Here is an 18,750-nt window from a genome sequence, read left to right on the forward strand (position 1 = left end):
TTCCTCCCGCATGAAAGGGTCCGGGGTGCCGATGCCTTGGGAGATCATGCGTCGTCGTCCTGGACCAGGGTGCGGAGGCGGGACAGGCAGCGCGCGCGGGTGGGGCCGATGCTGCCGACGGGGAGGTTCAGGCGGATCGCGATCTGGGCGTATTTCGCGTCGGGGTTCAGCACGTACAGGCGGAGCAGGGACCGGCACGGCTCGCCCAGCGTGTGGAGCCGCTGCCACACATGCCTGCCGAAGTCGGCGTCGACGATGGCCGCCGCCGGATCGGGACCGGCGACGTCGGGAAGCTCATGGTCTGCCATGACCTCCCCTCGGGCCCTGCGGCTCAGGCGGACGGCCTCGTGCCGGGTCGTGGTGATGAGCCAGGCGCCGATCCGCTCGGGATCGCGGATGCCGTCGAGGCTCTCGACCATCCGCAGCCAGGCTCCCTGGACGGCGTCGGCCGCGTCGGCGGGGCTCAGGCCGAAGGCGCGGGCGACGGCCCACATCCTGCCGTCGAACCGGGCGACGAGCTCCTCCCAGGCGGCCTGGTCGAGCACGGCGAACGACTTCTCTGGTGACTCTGGTGACATCGAGGTAACTTCACGCGTTGACGGGGGTACGGTGCGTGAGCACCCTATCGAGCCGGGGCGACGACGACCCCGAGATCGGGGATTCGCCGGCTTCCCGTCAGCGCCTGCCGTACGGCATCGGGCGGCGGCATGTCGCCGCACAGGCGGGCGACGGCTCCGGTGACGATCGCGGTGGCGAAGGACGTGCCGCTCCAGGAGGCGTAGCCGTGGAAGCCCGAATGCTCGACGAAGCTGCTCGTCAGGCCGACGCCCTGGGCGCAGGCGTCGACCCACGGGCCGTATGCCGAGAAGGCGGCCCGCGCGTCCCCGTCCAGCGCCGCGACCGCGACCACGCCGGGGAGGGCGGCGGGCCAGAAGGGGCGGGGCGAGCCGGTGTTGCCCGCGCAGGCGACGGCCGCCGGGAAGGCGCTCAGGGCGTCCGCCAGGCCCAGTGGCGGCTGGTCGTCGAAGGTGTAGCCGCCGAAGGACAGGTTCAGCACGTCGACGCGCTGTCCCCTGAGCCGGTCGAGGGCGGCGAGCAGCATGGCCTCGTCGCCGGCGCCGTGGCTGTCGAGCAGTCGCAGGACGCGCAGCCGCACACCCGGCGCGTGCCGCAGGATCAGCCCGGCGACGAAGGTCCCGTGCCCGGCCTGCTCGTCGAGCGCTCCGTCGCCGTCGGCGTCGGGGGTCTCGGCGATGTCGTCCCGATACCACTCGCGGAGCCACGGGTGCGGCGCGAGCCCGGTGTCCAGCACGCCGACCGTGACGTCACAGGCCTTCCCCGGCTCGTACGGCACGGCCGCCGCGGGCGCGGGCGGGCTGCCGGGGCCGCCGAAGTACAGCGGCTGCCCGACGAGGACGTGGTTCGGGGAGGCGAGGTGGCCCCTGTCCCGCAGTGCCGCCGTGAGGTCGAGCACGTCCACGCCAGGCGAGAGCCGTACAAGGTGGATGTTGTGGACAGGCGTGGCGCTACGGGTCCAGCGGGCGACGGCGGCCGGTGACGAGGTGAGCAACTCGTCCGGCCGGATAAGGGCGGGGTGACCCGGGATGTGTTCGACCAGTCGCTTTCGCATCCGTTGTCCTTCAGCGGGGGGTTACGGCATGCGTCTTTCCCAATCCATAGCGTTGCCAAGCAGGAATCGGTATGACCCCCCTCTGGTGCCGCGCCACAACGGACGGTAGTCTCTCCTACAGTCAACGCTGATCTTAGAAGTTCGCAAAAGATCAGATAAAACTGTGATCATCCCAGAGCGTGAGGCCGTTGGGGAAGGCGCACCTCATGCGATTTGGGAGGTCCGGTGGCTGCTGCTCGTGGCGTCCTGTACGTCCACTCGGCTCAGCCTGCGCTGTGCCCGCATATTGAGTGGGCCGTCGCAGGCGTTCTTGGCGTACCCGTCGACCTGACGTGGACCGCCCAGCCCGCCGCGCCCGGGACCCTGCGGGCCCAGGCGGAGTGGGAGGGTCGTCCCGGCACGGCGGCGGCGATCACGTCGTCTCTCATGGGCTGGCAGCGCATCCGCTTCGAGATCACCGAGGACGCGTCGCCGGGCGTCGACGGCTCCCGGCATGCCTACACGCCGACGCTGGGCGCCTTCACGGCCGTGGTCGGCGCGAACGGCGACATCCTGGTCCCCGAGGACCGCCTGCGCAACGTCATGCTGATGGCCGCCCAGGGCCGGGTCGTCCTGGAGGACGAGCTCGACCGCCTGCTCGGGAAGCAGTGGGACGAGGAGTTGGAGTCGTTCCGCTACGCGGGGGAGGGCGCGCCGGTCCGCTGGCTGCACGCCGCCGTCTGATCGGGCTGTCTGATCGGGCGCCCCAGACACGTGCGCGTATCTTCCGGGGCGCGCGTGGCAGACATGTGAAAGCGCCGGCCCCCTTCCGGGGAGGCCGGCGCTTTCGTGTGCCGTCAGAGGGGGATGTTGCCGTGGGCGCCGCGGGCCGGGGTGGCCTGGGCGAGCACCCGGGCGATCGCGCCCCGCGTCTTCGCCGGCTCGATCACTTCGTCGATCACGCCCAGGTCGATGGCCCGCTGGAGGCCGCCGGCGACCTTCTCGTGCTCCTCGGCAAGCTGCGCCTCGAGCGCGGCGCGCTCCTCCTCCGGCGCCGCCGCGAGCTCACGCCGCTTGAGGATGCGGACCGCCGCGACCGGGCCCATGACGGCCACCTGGGTGGTCGGCCAGGCGAAGACACGGGTCGCGCCGAGGGAGCGGGAGTTCATCGCGATGTACGCGCCGCCGTACGCCTTGCGGGTGACCAGCGTGACCCGGGGCACCGACGCCTCGGCGAAGGCGTGCAGCAGCTTGGCGCCACGCCGTACGACGCCGTCGTGCTCCTGGCCGACACCGGGAAGGTAGCCGGGCACGTCCACCAGGACGACCAGCGGCACGCCGAAGGCATCGCACATCCGGACGAAGCGGGAGGCTTTCTCCGCCGAGGTCGAGTCGAGGCAGCCGCCGAGCCGCATCGGGTTGTTGGCGATGACGCCGACCGTCCGGCCGCCCATCCGGCCCAGGGTGGTCACGATGTTCGGGGCCCACTTGGGGTGGAGCTCCACGCCGGGCTCGTCGAGCAGACCGTTCACCAGCGGGTGCACGTCATAGGCGCGGCGGGGGTTCTCCGGGAGCAGGCTGCTGAAGTCGACCTCGTCCACCTCGCGCACCCGGCCCTGGTGGCCGAGCAGCCCGGCGAGCTGGCGGGCCTTGAGCAGGGCCTCGCCCTCGTCCTTGGTGACCACGTGGACGACGCCGCTGCGCTTGCTGTGCGGCTCGGGGCCGCCGAGCGCCGCCATGTCGATCTGCTCTCCGGTGACGCTGCGGACCACGTCCGGCCCGGTCACGAAGATGCGGCCGTTGTCGGCGAGGATCACGATGTCGGTCAGCGCGGGGCCGTAGGCCGCCCCGCCGGCCGCCGCGCCGACGACGACGGAGATCTGCGGGACGACGCCGGACGCCTTGGTCATGGCGGCGAACACGCGGCCCACCGCGTGCAGCGACTCCACGCCCTCCGCCAGCCGCGCGCCGCCGGAGTGCCAGACCCCGATCACGGGGACGCGCTCGCGGACCGCCACGTCGTAGGCGTGGACGATGTGCTCGCAGCCCTCGGAGCCCATCGCGCCGCCCTGGACGCGGGCGTCGCTGCAGAAGGCCACGACCGGGACGCCTTCCACGCGCCCGGTGACGGCCAGCACGCCGCTCTTGTCCTCGGGAGAGATCAGTCTGATCGACCCCTCGTCGAGGAGGTGTCCGAGACGGGCGCGGGGGTCGCGGGGATCGACGGCCTCCGCGGCGGAGGCCGGGGTCACCAACCTGTTGTCCACAACAGTCACGTGAGACTCCTTGTCAAACAGTGGTGAAGGCCACGGCGACGTTGTGCCCGCCGAATCCGAACGAGTTGTTGACCGCGGCGATCTGTCCGTCGGGCAGCTTGCGCGGCTCCACGCGGACGATATCCACCTCGATGCCGTCGTCCAGGTCGTCCACGTTGATGGTGGCCGGGACGATGCGCTCGCTCAGCGCGAGGATCGTGAAGACCGACTCGATGCCGCCCGCGCCGCCGAGCAGGTGACCGGTCATCGACTTGGTCGCGGTGACCAGCGGGTGCGACCCGAGGGCCTCCTTGATCGCGACCGTCTCGACGACGTCGCCCGCCGGCGTGGAGGTCGCGTGGGCGTTGATGTGGCGCACGTCCGCGCCGGTCAGCCCGGTGTTCTCCAGGACCCGCCGCATGGCGAGCCGGATGCCCGCGCCCGTGGGCTCGGGCTGCGCGATGTGGTGGGCGTCGGAGGAGTAGCCCGCTCCGGCCGCCACGGCGTAGACCTTCGCGCCGCGCGCCCGCGCGTGCTCCTCGGACTCGAGCACGACGATGCCCGCGCCCTCGCCGAGCACGAACCCGTCACGGCCCTTGTCGAACGGCCGGGAGGCCCGCTGCGGCTCGTCGTTCCGCGTGGACATCGCCCGCATCGCTGCGAAGGAGCCCACGTTCAGCGGGTGGATGGCGGCCTCCGTGCCGCCCGCGACGACCACGTCCGCGCGGCCATCCTTGATCATTTCGATGGCGTAGCCGATGGACTCCGCGCCGGTCGCGCAGGCGCTGACGGTCGCGTGGACGCCCGCCCGGGCGCCGACCTCGATGCCGATCCAGCCTGCCGCGCCGTTCGGCATCAGCATGGGCACGGTGAACGGCGAGAGGCGCGCCCAGCCCTTCTCCTTGTACGTGTCGTACGCCGCAAGGATGGTGGTGATGCCGCCGATGCCGCTGCCGACGACGACGCCCAGCCGGGTGGGCTCGACCTCCGGGGCGCCCGCGTCCCGCCAGGCCTCGCGCGCCGCGATCATCGCGAACTGCTCGGCCCGGTCGAGCCTCCTGGCCTCGGGCCTGGGGAGCACCTCGCCGGGGTCGACCGCGGCCACGCCGGCGAACTTCACCGGCACGGTGTCGATCCAGTCCTCGGTGAGAGTGCGGATGCCCGAACGCCCTTCGAGGAGCGCCGACCAGGTCGAGGCGACGTCTCCACCGAGGGGCGTCGTCGCGCCGAGCCCGGTGACGACGACACGTACCCGGTCCTTACTCACTTGTCTGCACTCCTCTGTCGCTCAAGCGTTGTGGTCAAGCGGGTCCTGCCGCTCCGACGTGAATGTGCCGCGGGACGGCACATTCACAGGGGCGCGGCTAGGCCTGGATGAAGTTGATGACGTCCTTGACGGTCTTCAGGTGCTTGAGCTGGTCGTCGGGGATCTCGACGCCGAACTCGTCCTGCGCGGCGACGGCGATCTCGACCATGGAGAGCGAGTCGATGTCGAGGTCGTCCACGAAGTTCTTCTCCGGGGTGACCTCGGCCGCCGGGATACCGGTGATCTCGTTGACGATCTTGCCGAGGCCCGCGAGGATCTCCTGCTCGGTCAGTGCCATGTCGCGATTACTCCTTGGGATTTTCGGATTTTTCGGGTCTGTACGGCATGCCGTACAAGTGTTAGGGGATCTCGACCACTTGGGAGGCGTAGGTGAGACCGGCGCCGAAGCCGAGCAGCAGGGCGAGCCCGCCGGAGGGCACCTCGCCGCGCTCGATCATGCGCGACAGCGCGAGCGGGATGGACGCGGCCGAGGTGTTGCCCGCGAGGACGATGTCCTTGGCGATGACGGCGTTGTCGGCGCCGAGCTTGCGGGCGATCGCCTCGATGATGCGGAGGTTCGCCTGGTGGGGGACGAACGCGGCGAGCTCGGCGGGGTCCACCCCGGCACGCTCGCACGCCAGCTGGGCCACCGGGTGAAGCGCGGTGGTGGCCCAGCGGAACACGGTCTGGCCTTCCTGCTCCAGGAAGGACGCGCGGTCCTTGATCGCGATGGCGTCGGACTTGTCCCCGGCGCTGCCCCAGACCACCGGGCCGATCCCCGGCGTCTCGGAGGGGACGACCACGGCCGCCCCCGCGCCGTCCGCGAAGATCACGGATACGGCCCGGTTGTCCCAGTCGATCCACTGGGAGAGCTTCTCGGTGCCGATGACCAGCACGTTCGTGGCGGACCCGGTCCGTACGGCGTCGCTCGCGGCGCTGAGCGCGTAGCAGAACCCGGCGCACGCGGCGTTGATGTCGAAGGCGCCGGGGGCGGCGATGCCGAGCCGGTGGGCGACCCGGGCCGCCGCGTTGGGGATCTGCGCCTCCAGGGTGCAGGTCGCCACGATGACGAGGTCGATGTCGCCGGCCGCGAGGCCGCTCGCCGCGAGGGCCTTGCCGCCCGCCTGCACGGCGAGGTCGATCTCGGACTCCTGCGGCCCGGCGACGCGGCGCTCCTTGATGCCGACGCGGCTCTGGATCCACTCGTCGCTGGTCTCGATCCGCTTCGCGAGGTCCTCGTTCGTCACGACGTCGGCGGGCTGATAGCCGCCGAACGCGAGCACCTTCGCGCCGGGGGCGCCTTGGCTGAGCCTCACTTGAGCACCTCTCGGGCGGCGTCCAGGTTGTCCGGGGTCTTCAGGGCGACGGTCTTCACGCCGGGCAGGCCGCGCCTGGCCAGGCCGGTCAGCGTGCCGCCGGGCAGCAGCTCGATCATCGCGGTCACGCCCTCGGCGGCCATCGTGGCCATGCAGGCGTCCCAGCGGACCGGGTTGGCCACCTGGTTGATCAGGCGCTCGAGGAACTCCGCGCCGGTGGCGACGACGGCGCCGTCCGCGTTGGACAGCAGCCTGACCGCCGGGTCTCCGGGCGTGATCTCCGCCGCCGCCTGGCGCAGGTGGTCGACCGCCGGAGCCATGTGCGCGGTGTGGAACGCCCCCGCGACGGACAGCGGGATCAGGCGCGCCTTCGCGGGCGGGTCGGCCTTGAAGGCGTCCAGCCGCTCCAGCGTGCCGCCCGCGACGATCTGCCCGGCGCCGTTGTTGTTCGCGGGCGTGAGCCCGTGCTTGTCGACGGCCGCGAGGACCTCGTCCTCGGCTCCGCCGAGCACGGCCAGCATGCCGGTCTCCGTCACGGCGGCGGCCTTGGCCATCGCCTTGCCGCGCTCCCTCACCAGGGCGAGGGCCTGCTCGGTGGACATCACCCCGGCGATGGCGGCGGCGGCGAGCTCGCCCACGCTGTGCCCGGCCACCAGGTCCGGCGTCAGCCCCAGCACCTCGAAGGAGGCCAGCGCGGCCGCCACGAGCAGCGGCTGCGCGACGGCGGTGTCACGGATCTCGTCGGCGTCGGCGGTCGTCCCGTAGGCGATGAGGTCGAGGCCTGCGATCTCCGACCAGGCGGAGATCCGGTCACGGAATTCGGGGATCTCGAGCCATGGACTCAGGAAGCCTGGGGTCTGGGCGCCTTGGCCCGGAGCGACGATGACGAGCACGTAATCCACCCTGCCCTGTAGAAGTTCGCCACACTGATAGAGATCCGAACGAACTTTGAGGGCGCCGTTTTGTGGGGTACCTACAGTTTCGGTTTCGGCGAGGTTAACGCGGCCTAGCTACATTACGGTCAGGCGCCCCAATATCAGTCCTACTTGGAGGGTGAAAGCGGACCGACCCTCGGTGGGCTGATAGCCGGTGAGCTCCGTGATCTTCTTGAGCCGGTACCGGACCGTGTTCGGATGGACGAACAATAGCCGGGCGGTGGCCTCCAGGGAGGTCCCCTGCTCCAGGTAGGTCGCCAGCGTGTCGAGCAGTGGGGTGCCCGCGAGCGGCTTGTAGACGTTCTCGACGAGCTGCGCCCTGGCGTCCTCGTCCCCGTCGAGTGCGCGCTCGGCCAGCAGGTCCTCGGCCAGGACCGGCCGGGGCGCGTCCGGCCATCCGGCCGCGGCCCGCAGGCCGGCGATGGCCGCCCGCGCCGAGCTGGCCGCCGCGTGCAGGTCGGGGACCTCCGGTCCGATCACGATGGGGCCGGGCCCGAAGCGGGGGACGACGCTCCGCGCGGCGTCCTTGATGCTGTCGGCCCCGCCCACGATCACGATGAGCCGGTCGCCCTGGACCCCCGCGAGCAGCTCGTGGCCGACCCGGCGGCCCTTGTCGCGCAGGCCGTCGATGATGCTCTGCGGGTCGTCGTCCGGGGCGTAGCCGGCGAACACCACGACCGGCGCCGATGTCCAGCCGAGAGCCGCGGCCCAGGAGTGCAGACCGTCGTCGACCTGCCCGCGGACCAGCGCGTCGACGATGAGCGCCTCCAGCCGGGCGTCCCAGGAGCCGCGCGCCTCGGCCTCCCGCGCGTACACCTGGGCGGCGGCGAAGGCCACGTCGCGGGTGTAGCGGAGCATCGCGTGGCGCAGCAGCTCGCCGCCGCCGGGGGCCGCCAGCTCGTCGACCTGGGCCTCCACCACCTCGACGACGATGCGGACGAGGTCGACCGTCTGCTGGAGCGACACGCTCCGCTTGAGCTCTCGCGGCGCGGTGCCGAAGAACTCGATGCTGGGCGTCGGCCGCCCCTCGCCGGCGTGCCCGAACCACTCCACGAACGCGGCGATGCCCGCCTGGGCGACCAGCCCCACCCAGGACCTGTCCTCGGCGGACAGTGCCCGGTACCACGCGAGCTGCTCCTCCATGCGGGCCATCGCGGCCGTCCCCAGGCTGCCCATCGCGCGGTCGAGCCGTCGTGCCGTGTCCTGTCGGACCTTGTCGTTTATGTCGCTCATGAGGCCTCCTGGATCGGCCACACGAACGATCGCGTCGTCGTGCCTGTCTGCGCGCACCTGACTGTCCGCCTGCCCGCCCCGCTCGTTCACGCCTCTAGCGTGCCAGGTCATGGCACATGGTGCGGCGAGGCGCCCGCGCGGCTCCACTCGACGCGGGCTCGGAGGTGGAGCACGACCTCGGCACGCGCGAGCGGTCATCGCGTCCCCTTCCTCGGGATGAACACCCACGCCCGCAGCAGCACGAACCGGAGCAGCGTGGCGAGCCCATTGGCGAGCACCACGACGATCAGCTCGGCCGTACGGGACGTGTCATCCGGAAGGAGCGCCAGACCGGATGTGGTCAGCGCGAGACCGATGAAGAACACGATCAACCCGCCGAGGTGATCCCGGAGGGCGCCCGCCCGGCCGGTGACACCGAACGTGAAGCGGCGGTTGGCGGCCGTGTTGCCGAGTGCGGTGACCAGCAAGGTGATCGCGTTGGCCGTGACCGATGGCATGAACTCCGCGAACACCCAGAAGAGGGCCAGGTAGGTGATCGTGCTGACGACCCCGACGGCCGCGAAGACCGGCAACTGCCGGGCCATGCCCGCGGGAAGTTGTGCCTGTTGGATACGCGGCGGTACCGGGATGTGCGCGACGCCGGACACGCTCTTGCGGGCAACCCGCCACATGCCCTTGAGATCCTCCGCCGAAGTCTTGACGATGTCCACCCGGCTGTCGGGATCGTCGACCCAGTCGACAGGCACCTCGTGAATACGAAGCCCATGTTGCTCGGCCAGGAGTAGCAGCTCCGTGTCGAAGAACCAGGCCTCGTCCTCCACAGCGGGCAGCAGGGCCTGGACGACGTCCGCGCGGCCGGCTTTGAACCCGCATTGAGCGTCGGAGAAGCGGACCCCCATGAGGGACCGTAGCAGCAGGTTGTAGGCGCGGGAGATGAACTCCCGCTTCGGACCGCGCACGACGTTCGACCCATGCGACAGGCGCGTGCCGATGGCCAGGTCACTGTGGCCGCTGAGCAACGGCGCCACAAGTGGCAAAAAGGCGTCGAGGTCCGTCGACAGGTCGACGTCCATGTAGCAGACGACGTCGGCGTCGCTCTCCGACCACACCCGCCGCAGGGCGCGCCCCCGCCCCTTCTCGGCGAGGTGGACGGCGTGCACCTCCGGAAGATCCCTCGCCAGCTGATCTGCGGTCATCCAGGTGTCGTCCGTGCTGGCGTTGTCCGCGATGGTGATTCTAAAGGCGTAGGGGAGGTTACGAGTGAGATAGGCGTGCAGCCGCCGGACGCTTTCGGCCAGCACGCGCTGCTCGTTGTGGACGGGAACCACAACCTCGACAACGCGCGCCTTGACTGGATGCCCGAAGGCGAGTGTTTCCATCGAACCCCCTAATTGTCCTGAATCCCGAGGTCATTAGACGGCCCGGAGGATCTCTCGCCGATGCGACGCGCTCTCCATTTGCGCGTCCGACACCAAAAATTGAGAGTGTCCGTATAAGAGGGGATTTATCCGTCAGCGCCTGCCGGGTCAGATGGAAGGGGTGCGGCCTCCTGATATCTCATCGCACAGGTCGGGCCAGAGATTTGTTTTACACTAGCTTGATCAAGTTGTCGGTTGTGTCCTCAGGCGATCGGGATGTCCGGTCACTACAGTTCGGAACACACTCTCCCCAATTCCGCGTTGCGCACATGCCTGCCCAAGCATGGTGGCGTCCTTGAAAGAGGAACGACCAAGAGGAAGAAGGGGAGGATGACGATGACGGTATGGAGCGGGGTTCGACCGGACGAAGCGGCATCAAGCACCATTCCTGGACGTCCCGATGGGGCAGTAGAGGTTCTGCGCGAGGTCGCGGCGCCAATACGCCGGGCGTATCTGTCGTCTGCCGGCAGACTCAGGACTGCCCCTCGCCATTGTGGTCCAGGACATGATTGCCGGCGGCCGTGACTAAGGGTCTGGGAAGCGTCGAACGTGTCACCGGAAGGCCGTCGCCCGATTTCATGTGCGCATTTCGGTCCGGCAGCCGGAGTTTCCTGCTGTACATCGCCATTGGCACCAGCGGGGTGGCGGCCGACCTCGCGACATTCGTGCTCTTGTTCAATGTATTCGGGCTGCACGCACAGGTGGCGAACGCGCTCAGCACCACGCTGGGCATTACCAACAACTTTCTCCTGAACAGCTATTTCAATTTCAACAAGCGGGATCGAAAGCTCGCGCGGTTCGCGCGTTTCTATGGAGTGGGCGTCTTCGGAATGTTGTTGACAACGGTCGCGCTCCAGGTGTTCGTCACGAATCTCGGATTTGGCCCGAACCTCGTGAAGACAGTCACGATCCCAATTGTTGCCGTGGTTCAGTACTTGCTGAACAAGAAGTGGAGCTTCGCATGAGGGTCGGTGTCATCGGAGCCGGGGCGACCGGCCTCACCGCCGCCTACGACCTCACACTGCGCGGACATGAGGTCGTCGTGCTGGAAGGGGCACAGGAACTTGGTGGCCTCGCGGGTTCGCTCCTCATCGCAGGAACCTCTCTGGAGCGCTTTTACCACCATCTCTTCGGTACGGATCGCGCCATCATCGACCTGATCGGAGAACTTGGCCTCAGTGACCGGTTGCGCTTCCACGCCACCACGACCGGGATATATCAGGACGGTCGGCTGCATGATTTCAGTACACCCAGGGAGATGCTCAGGTTCAGTCCGCTGCCCTTCATGGACCGGCTCCGCTTCGGATTGAGCTCGGCCTCGATTAAGGCCATTCGTCGAGGAGAACGCTTCAATGACGTCACCGCCCTCGACTGGACTCGCCGTTGGGCGGGTCGAAAGGCGAGCACCGTGATCTGGGAGCCCTTGCTCGCCGGGAAGTTCGGCGACCGGGCGCCTGAGATCTCGATGGCCTGGCTATGGGCCCGAGTACACTTTCGCACCTTCCGGCTGGGATATCTGGATGGCGGTTTCGCGCGTCTCTACTCCGTGCTCGCGGAGCAGGTGGCAGCCAAAGGCGGGAAGCTTGAGTTCGGGAAAAAGCTCACAAAGATCACACAAACCGCCGCCAACCGGCCGGTTCGGGTATCAGTGGAGGACGAATCGCAATATGAATTCGATCGCGTCCTTGTAACGGTTCCGCAGCCCGCGTTCGCCAAGGCCATCGGTGCCGATGGGCAGGACTCCCTCTGGCAAAACCACTATCTGGGTGCGACCTGTTTCGTTCTCGAACTCGACCGGAGCGTGATTCCCTACTACTGGTTGAACGTCAACGATCCGAGCTTTCCCTTCCTGGCACTCGTTGAGCACACCCAGATGATCTCCCCCTCCACATATGGGGGTCGCCATGTGCTCTACGTCGGAAACTACGTTCCCCGCGAGGACTGGAGGTTCACCACGAGACCGGACGAATTGCTGAAACGATTCGTCCCCTACATCCGCCAAATCAACCCAGGGTTCGACCTCTCATGGGTGAGGCAATGGCACTTCTCTCGCGCCGGATTCGCCCAACCGGTGGTCACCTCTGGGTACCGTGCCCTGATCCCATCCCACACCACAGCGTTGCCCGGTGTTTTTCTGGCGACCATGGCGCAGGTCTACCCGCAGGATCGGGGGCAGAACTATGCGGTTGCGATGGCGCGCAGAGTAGTCCGTGACTACTTCAGCTGATCGGAAACAACGGACCAGACGGATGCCCAGGGTCAGTCCGCTCCGAGAAAGGATCTGCAATGCTTGATCGGTCAACGATCGATTACGCGGAGAACGCCAGAGAGGCGACCGAAACTGAGGATCCTCTCAGATCACGGAAGCACCGCCTCGCTCTCCTGACCGATCCATATTTCATCATTTCGGCGACAATCATACTGTGGGGAATTGTCGTCAGCTCCTACCACATATGGAGTAATGACTGGCATGCGCACGTGGCGAGCGTGCGCGCGCTCATGGACAACCCGTGGCGACCTGAGAATCCTCTAGTGGGTGGCTCCGCACCGTGGCCCTATTTCGAACCGTATGAGCTGGTGGTCGCGTTGGCTGCGCGACTGACAGGTCTGTCCGCGGAGACCGCTTTCGAGATGGCCGGCCCGGTCAATGCGGTGCTCTTCTGCTGGGCACTGCGACGCTTCTGCAATCACCTTCACAGGAGCACTTGGACGGCGACGCTCGCACTCGTGTTCACGTTGTTCTTGTGGGGAGTGACATCGATCCAGTGGAGTGGCCTGTTCGAACTGAGCTCACTGGTCTCATCCTTCAGCTACCCCGCCACACTCGCCACGGCGCTCATGCTGCTGTCCCTGGACGCTCTGTTGAGATTCCGGGAGACAGCCCGGGTCCCGTGGCTCGCCCTGCTCAGCGTTCTCGCGGCGGCGCTTGTCCTGATACATCCTGCGACCGCCATGGGCGCCGCCGCGACCGCTGTAGGTCTCGTATTCGTCCGGTTGGGAAAGTGGACCCCGTGGCGATTGGCCGCCCTGCTGATTCCTGCCGCATCTGCGTTGATTGCCGTAGCTTATTGGCCTTACTTCGATATCTCGGTCTTGCTCAACCGAGGCGAAGCCTTCGACCAGGTTCAGGCCGACTTGCTGCACAGCTCGATTCTGCGGTTCGGCCTGGTCTTGCTCGCACTCCCTGCCCTGCTCTGGGACAGGCGGGACCGGCTGGGGCTCGAACTGCTCGGGATGTTCACTGTCTGCACCGCCGCACTCCTCGTGGGAACGATCGCGGGGATGGGGACGATGGCGAGGCTGATGCCGTTTCCGGTGCTCCTTCTCCACCTGGCCCTCGCCCGGCACCTGGCGCAGAAGAGGGATCCCCGGCGACCGTATAGGAAGGTGGTCACCGTGGCGACGGTCATCGGGGCGTGGGTGCAAATCGGTACTGCCGTTATGCTCGCCCTCCCGCCAGACATGAGGCTTGGCAGATACCAGGAATGGACGGAGCCCTATCGCTTCGCGCAACGGCACCTACGGCCCGGAGATGTGGTACTCACAGAAGATCAAGGCGCCGCGCGGCTGCTGCCCCTGTGGGGAGTCCGGTCCGTCGCTCCAGGCTATGAGCACTTTTTCGTGCCCGACGAGGAGAAACGATGGAAAGCCGTCGACCGTTTCCTGGATCCGGATACGAAAGCCGACGAGCGCAAGCGCATCATCGATGATTATGGCGTGAGATGTGTGCTTACCAGAAAGTGGCCTCACCAGTCCATTCCTGGATTCGTGAAAGGGAGCACAAGGTCGGGCGACATCGCGCTGTTCTGTCGCCCCTGACTGAACGGGAACGTGACAGCCGGCTGGGCTATTTCGTGAGCTCGGGTTGGTCGCGCCCCTCGTCTCCACCTAACCAAGCGCCGCTAGGTCCACCGGAAACGGACACACCATGCTCAAGCCGTTCTTTTCCTTCCTCGCCGTACTCGGTCTGCTTGCTATGAACCTCGGCACGTTCTTTCCCTCGTCCGCGTCCAGCAGCACGCTTCGTACGATCACCGTCGATGACAGGGTGACCGGCACAGGAGACAACCAGTTCAACTACCGCGGCACGTGGTCGAACAACAGCGTCGGCGGTTATTACAACAGCACCCATTCCTGGAGTAACACCGCTGGCGGTTCGGTGACGATGACGTTCAGCGGCACACAGTTCAGGCTGTATGGGGGGCTGGGGTCGAATGGCGGGATCGCCACGGTTTCCATCGACGGGGGACCAGCGTACGAGGTGGACTTCTACGCGTCCTCCGACCAGGGGGATGCGGTGCTGTGGGTCAGCGGGATCCTCCCTAACGGTCACCACACCTTCACCCTGGCGGTGGCCGGCATCCGCAATGGCGCGTCCTCGGGTACCTACGTCGTGCTGGACCGGGTGGACATCATCGACGCGAAAACCGTCGCTTTGGACGATCGAGTGACCGGCGGGGGATACAACCAGTTCAACTACAGCGGCACGTGGGCGAAAGACGGCGCCCGCGACTACTACGGCAACACCCACTCATACAGCACCACCGTCGACAGCGCCGTCACCATCTTCTTCAACGGTGCCGGCATCGACTTCTACGGCGGGGTCGGCGCCGCAGGCGGCATAGGCGCCGCTTCCATCGATGGCGGTCCTGAACAGAAGGTCGACTTCTATGCCGCAGCCGACGCCGGAAACCGGCTGCTGTGGCAGAGCGGGCCCCTCCGTCCCGGCACGCACACCTTCAGCCTGAGAGTGACCGGCGAGAAGAACACCAACTCCGCCGGCACCCGGATCGCCACCGACCGGGTTGACGTCATCAGCAGTGCCGTTACGACCCCGATCCCGAGCACCACTGCCGGCGCAGGCACCGGCTGGACGAAATTCGCCCGCAACCCCGTCCTCGGGAAGAACTATGGCACCGCATTCGACACCTCGATGCTCCACGAGAACGGCGTCTACAAGATGTGGTTCTCCTGGCGTAACGCCAACGCCATCGCCTACGTCCAGAGCGTGGACGGCATCTCCTGGACCAAGCCGCGAAGCGTGCTGAGCGGTATCCCCGACACCTGGGAACAGGAGATCAACCGGCCCAGCGTCATCTACAACTCCAGGCTGGGCATGTACCAGATGTGGTACACGGGTCAGAATGGCATCTCGAAGATCGGCTACGCCACCAGCACCGACGGCATCACCTGGACCAGGAGCGCGCGTAATCCAGTGATGCGGGCCGGGAACGCCTGGGAAAAGAACACCGTCCTTAATCCCAGCGTGCTCTGGAATTCCAGATCGAACGTGTACCAGATGTGGTATGCGGCCGGCTTCGACTACGAGCCCAAAGCCATTGGTTACGCGACCAGCGCCGACGGTGTCACCTGGGTCAAAAGCGACAGGAATCCCGTCCTCACCGCCAACCCAGCCAAAATATGGGAAAAAGACCGTGTTTCGGGTGCGAGCGTTTTCCAACAGTCTGACGGTTACTACTATATGTTCTATATCGGCTACACCAACATCGACCGAAGCGCGATAGGCATCGCCCGTTCCCGGGACGGAGTCACCTGGCAACGGATGCCCACCAACCCCATCGTCGGGCCGGTCAGGGGTACGTGGGAATGCGACGCCGACTACAAACCCTCGGTTCTCTGGGAGGATGTCAGCCAATCCTGGAAACTCTGGTACAACGGCCGATGTGGCGCTCCCGAACAACAGGGTCTCGCCTTGCACCGTGGATCATCCCTGGGCTTCTAAGTCGTGTCTAGGCGCGTCCTCATCTCCGACCACGGGCGGGGGACGTAGCCGACCGTCTCGGCCTCGGGGACGCTTCGCACTGGCGTGTCCGGCGGCAGATTATGAACCGCCCGCGATCGCTTTTACCGCCGGGCTCGGAGCCGGGTGCGGGAGAAAAGCGGAACGCCCGGAGGGTGTTCCGCTTTGTAGTTTTCGCCACGAAAACGTGGCCGCTGAGCGGCTGTTCTCGCCCACCCGCGCTCTTCACTGAGGTCATAACTCGATTTTTTCTCCTTTGCGGGCCAATTCTCGCGCAAATTTTACGGGATTTTGCGGTTTGGTTCCCAGCTTGTCGCTGGTGGCCAATTGATTCTGATCCGGGATGTCATGTCCCGTTTTGGTTCGGCGCCTGGATCGAGGCGGGGTGGCGTCCATGGGGGTGCTCGAATCCCGGGTAATCATGGTCAAGCACAGGCCTCCGATGCGGCCGCCGTTTCTGTTGAGGAAACGCCTGGCGGCTCATTTCTGACTCCAGATTTTTTGGCCCACTCTTGCCAGGGTGGATGTCTGGGTGGTTCGGCGATACGGGGAAGGTTCGAAGCGACCTAATCGGCTGGAGGCGCTCAAGTAAGGGGGAGAAGATTTGAACGCGGAGGAGATCAGGAAACCTGTTCGGCTCAAGGAACGGCATTTCTGGCATCGGGAACGGCGCGTCATTCTTGCCCGAGAGGCCCATCGGCTGGGTCCACCCGTCGATGCCCTGGAAATCGGTGCCGCCAATGGTGTGAAATGCGAGATGCTCAATCGCTTGGGCTGGAACGCGCTTGCCCCGTATTACCACGTCACGGCGACGGAGATTGCGAGGGAACGCGGGCTGGAGGCGCTGCGCGCCGACACGCGCGCGCTGCTCGGTGTCTCGCTATTCGTGCGGGCCCGGCGGAGGCTCGTGTGACGAGCCTGACCGCGGTCCGTCCTGACGCCCCCGCGAAAGCGCGCCGCAGGAGACGGCTGCCCGTGGAGTTGGCGGCCCTCGGCGTGGGGTCCGTCGTGCTCGCGGTGATCATGACCTGGCCCACGATGGCCCATCCGGCCACCACGCTCCCCGGTGACTTGGAAGATCCGCCCTGCTTGGCCTGGGAAATCGCGTGGTACGGCCATGCCCTGCTCCAACAGTTCAGGCATCCCTTCGATGGAAACATCTTCTGGCCGGTGCAGCACACCGCTGTGATCAGTGACAGTTTGGTCGGCCTGGCACCGCTGGGCCTCGGTGTCAATGACATGGCGGACGCCCTCCTGCGTTACAACCTGATCTACGTCCTGGCTGCCGCGTTCAATTTCGTGGGTGCTTACTTGCTGGCTCGCCAGCTCGGCAGCGGGCGGACAGGCGCACTCGTGGCGGGTGCGGCCTTCGCTTACACACCATGGCGGATCTGCCATGCGATACACATCAATATCCTGATGACCGGCGGTGTTCCGCTGTCGATCGCACTTCTGCTGAGGGGCCACGGGATCGGCCGGGGACGATGGGATCTGTCCCAAGCGCGGCCGTGGCCGGCTCTGGCGGGCTGGGCGGTGGCCGCCTGGCAGATGAGTCTGGGTTTCGCGATCGGCTTGTCCTTCGCGTACGTGCTCATGCTGATCGTGCTGGCGGGATTCGCCGGGTGGCTGGCCGCCGGTCGGCCGCGCCCATCTCGGAGGTTGCTGGCGGCGGACGTGGCTGGAGGCGTCGGCTTCGCGGCGGTAACGTTCGCGCTGGGGAGCGTGTTCGCGCAAGTGGCGAAAGATCACCCCGAGGCCGCACGGACTCGTAACGTGGCCATCCTCGATTACTTCTCGCCCCCACTTCGGGGTTTCTGGGCAGCCCACGAGAACTCGTTCCTATGGGGGCCGCTTACCTCAGGGGCGCGCGATGGAATCCCGTGGACGGTTGAGGCCTGCCTGTTCCCCGGCTTGACTGTGGTCCTGATCGCGGCTCTCGGCTTGGTGGTAACGGTCTGGAGTCGTCGCAGGCGGGTGTGGCTGGTGCTGGTCGTGTTGATCAGCGCGCTGTGGGCCCTGGGCACGACGTTTTTGGGCGGAAGGTGGACGTGGTTGCCCGCCCGAGAACTGCTCCCGGGTTTCGATGCGGTGCGGACGTCCGGTCGCCTGGTGATGTACGCCGTTCTAGCGCTGGGGTTGCTCGCCGCGGGGGCGGTTACCCGACTTACCCGACTTACCCGATTTACCCGATTTACGCGTGTGGCATCGCTCAGATCCGCCCTGCTGGCAATTCCTCTGCTCGTCTGCGTCGAAGGATTGTCAACGGTCCCACATCCGAAGGTGCCACAGCCACCATCCGCCCTGGCCCAGGTCAAGGGGCCTGTGCTGATACTCCCCGCGCTGCGGTTTCGGGACCCCATTTCCGTGATCTGGTCGACGAACGGTTTCTACCAGCAAGTGAACGGCCACGGATCTTTCATTCCGCGGATGATGGTGGATGTGGCCAGGATCACCACGTCGTTCCCGGATCGGATGTCGCTCGAATACCTACGGCGCATGGGCGTCCGCGAGGTCGTCATCCCCCGGGACCGTGCTATTGGGCACATTTTCGAGACCGCAGTTGAACGTTCCGTCACCGGACTCCCGGTGGAGCGACGCGACATGGGAGACAGTGTCCTCTACGTCATCCACTGATCTTCCCTGCTGGGAAAAGATTCATTAGCCCCAGCATTGTTTGCGCTGAAGGTAATTCTCATCACGAGCGTGCTGATCGCTTATTCCTGATGGGGATGGCAGAGTCGGGCAAAAGAGGTGCGATCGCAGCGCGAGCCTCGCCCAAAACTAATGGCGCAGGCCTTTTACTGGCCTCGCAATTCCGGCCAACAGGAGGTTCAATGGAGACGCTTTCCTTCCGACGTCCGATCGCATCGACCGCGCCCCTGACCGCCCGGCACCATGCGCCCGCGAGCACGGTGAA

Annotated in this window: 16 protein-coding genes; 7 read left to right on the top strand and 9 right to left on the bottom strand. The window is 66.7% G+C overall.

What is annotated here, in order from left to right; translation table 11 throughout:
• Positions 1-44: 44 nt before the first annotated feature.
• Complete coding sequence (locus tag N5079_RS13050; protein WP_261583915.1) at positions 45-578, bottom strand: RNA polymerase sigma factor; 534 nt, start codon at positions 576-578, stop codon at positions 45-47.
• Between the two features lie 44 nt (positions 579-622).
• On the bottom strand, positions 623-1,630 hold the full coding sequence (locus N5079_RS13055; RefSeq protein ID WP_261583916.1) for a S8 family peptidase: 1,008 nt from the start codon (positions 1,628-1,630) through the stop codon (positions 623-625).
• A gap of 225 nt (positions 1,631-1,855) precedes the next feature.
• Here N5079_RS13055 and N5079_RS13060 point away from each other — a divergent pair, with 225 nt between their 5' ends.
• Positions 1,856-2,353, top strand: coding sequence for a DUF3145 domain-containing protein (locus N5079_RS13060; protein WP_036404524.1), 498 nt, complete (start codon positions 1,856-1,858; stop codon positions 2,351-2,353).
• A 113-nt stretch (positions 2,354-2,466) separates the two neighbouring features.
• On the opposite strand, the gene N5079_RS13065 is transcribed toward N5079_RS13060, so the two are convergent.
• From N5079_RS13065 to N5079_RS13095, 7 genes are all read right to left on the bottom strand, one after another.
• The gene (locus N5079_RS13065) at positions 2,467-3,885 is read right to left on the bottom strand and encodes an acyl-CoA carboxylase subunit beta (protein WP_261583917.1); all 1,419 of its coding nucleotides are present in this window, start codon (positions 3,883-3,885) and stop codon (positions 2,467-2,469) included.
• Between the two features lie 13 nt (positions 3,886-3,898).
• Positions 3,899-5,131 carry a beta-ketoacyl-ACP synthase II gene (gene fabF / locus N5079_RS13070; RefSeq protein ID WP_261583918.1) on the bottom strand — a complete coding sequence of 411 codons (1,233 nt, stop codon included), beginning with the start codon at positions 5,129-5,131 and terminating at the stop codon, positions 3,899-3,901.
• 97 nt (positions 5,132-5,228) lie between these two features.
• Positions 5,229-5,468 carry an acyl carrier protein gene (locus N5079_RS13075; protein ID WP_261583919.1) on the bottom strand — a complete coding sequence of 80 codons (240 nt, stop codon included), beginning with the start codon at positions 5,466-5,468 and terminating at the stop codon, positions 5,229-5,231.
• A 61-nt stretch (positions 5,469-5,529) separates the two neighbouring features.
• Positions 5,530-6,486: a beta-ketoacyl-ACP synthase III gene (locus N5079_RS13080; RefSeq protein ID WP_261583920.1), complete on the bottom strand. Its 957-nt coding sequence runs from the start codon at positions 6,484-6,486 to the stop codon at positions 5,530-5,532.
• Positions 6,483-7,379: an ACP S-malonyltransferase gene (locus N5079_RS13085; protein WP_261583921.1), complete on the bottom strand. Its 897-nt coding sequence runs from the start codon at positions 7,377-7,379 to the stop codon at positions 6,483-6,485. Before N5079_RS13085 ends, N5079_RS13080 begins: the two co-directional genes overlap by 4 nt.
• A 117-nt stretch (positions 7,380-7,496) precedes the next feature.
• Positions 7,497-8,654 (bottom strand): PucR family transcriptional regulator, encoded by a 1,158-nt coding sequence (locus N5079_RS13090; RefSeq protein WP_261583922.1) that lies wholly within the window; start codon positions 8,652-8,654, stop codon positions 7,497-7,499.
• 194 nt (positions 8,655-8,848) lie between these two features.
• On the bottom strand, positions 8,849-10,033 hold the full coding sequence (locus N5079_RS13095) for a bifunctional glycosyltransferase family 2/GtrA family protein (RefSeq protein ID WP_261583923.1): 1,185 nt from the start codon (positions 10,031-10,033) through the stop codon (positions 8,849-8,851).
• Positions 10,034-10,593: 560 nt separating this feature from the next.
• Here N5079_RS13095 and N5079_RS13100 point away from each other — a divergent pair.
• The 6 genes from N5079_RS13100 (at position 10,594) to N5079_RS13125 (ending at position 18,467) form a co-directional block, all read left to right on the top strand.
• Positions 10,594-11,037, top strand: a complete 444-nt coding sequence (locus N5079_RS13100; protein ID WP_261583924.1) for a GtrA family protein — start codon at positions 10,594-10,596, stop codon at positions 11,035-11,037.
• Positions 11,034-12,299, top strand: a complete 1,266-nt coding sequence (locus N5079_RS13105) for an NAD(P)/FAD-dependent oxidoreductase (RefSeq protein ID WP_261583925.1) — start codon at positions 11,034-11,036, stop codon at positions 12,297-12,299. Before N5079_RS13100 ends, N5079_RS13105 begins: the two co-directional genes overlap by 4 nt.
• Before the next feature lie 59 nt (positions 12,300-12,358).
• A complete protein-coding gene (locus tag N5079_RS13110; RefSeq protein WP_261583926.1) occupies positions 12,359-13,891 on the top strand; it encodes a hypothetical protein in 1,533 nt (510 codons plus the stop codon).
• A 109-nt stretch (positions 13,892-14,000) separates the two neighbouring features.
• Positions 14,001-15,815, top strand: a complete 1,815-nt coding sequence (locus N5079_RS13115; RefSeq protein WP_261583927.1) for a hypothetical protein — start codon at positions 14,001-14,003, stop codon at positions 15,813-15,815.
• 622 nt (positions 15,816-16,437) lie between these two features.
• Positions 16,438-16,746, top strand: a complete 309-nt coding sequence (locus N5079_RS13120; protein WP_261583928.1) for a hypothetical protein — start codon at positions 16,438-16,440, stop codon at positions 16,744-16,746.
• 62 nt (positions 16,747-16,808) lie between these two features.
• A complete protein-coding gene (locus tag N5079_RS13125; RefSeq protein WP_261583929.1) occupies positions 16,809-18,467 on the top strand; it encodes a hypothetical protein in 1,659 nt (552 codons plus the stop codon).
• Positions 18,468-18,750 lie beyond the last annotated feature (283 nt).

Origin of the sequence: Planotetraspora sp. A-T 1434, from assembly GCF_025420585.1 — a bacterium.
Classification (GTDB): Bacteria; Actinomycetota; Actinomycetes; order Streptosporangiales; family Streptosporangiaceae; genus JAOEGB01.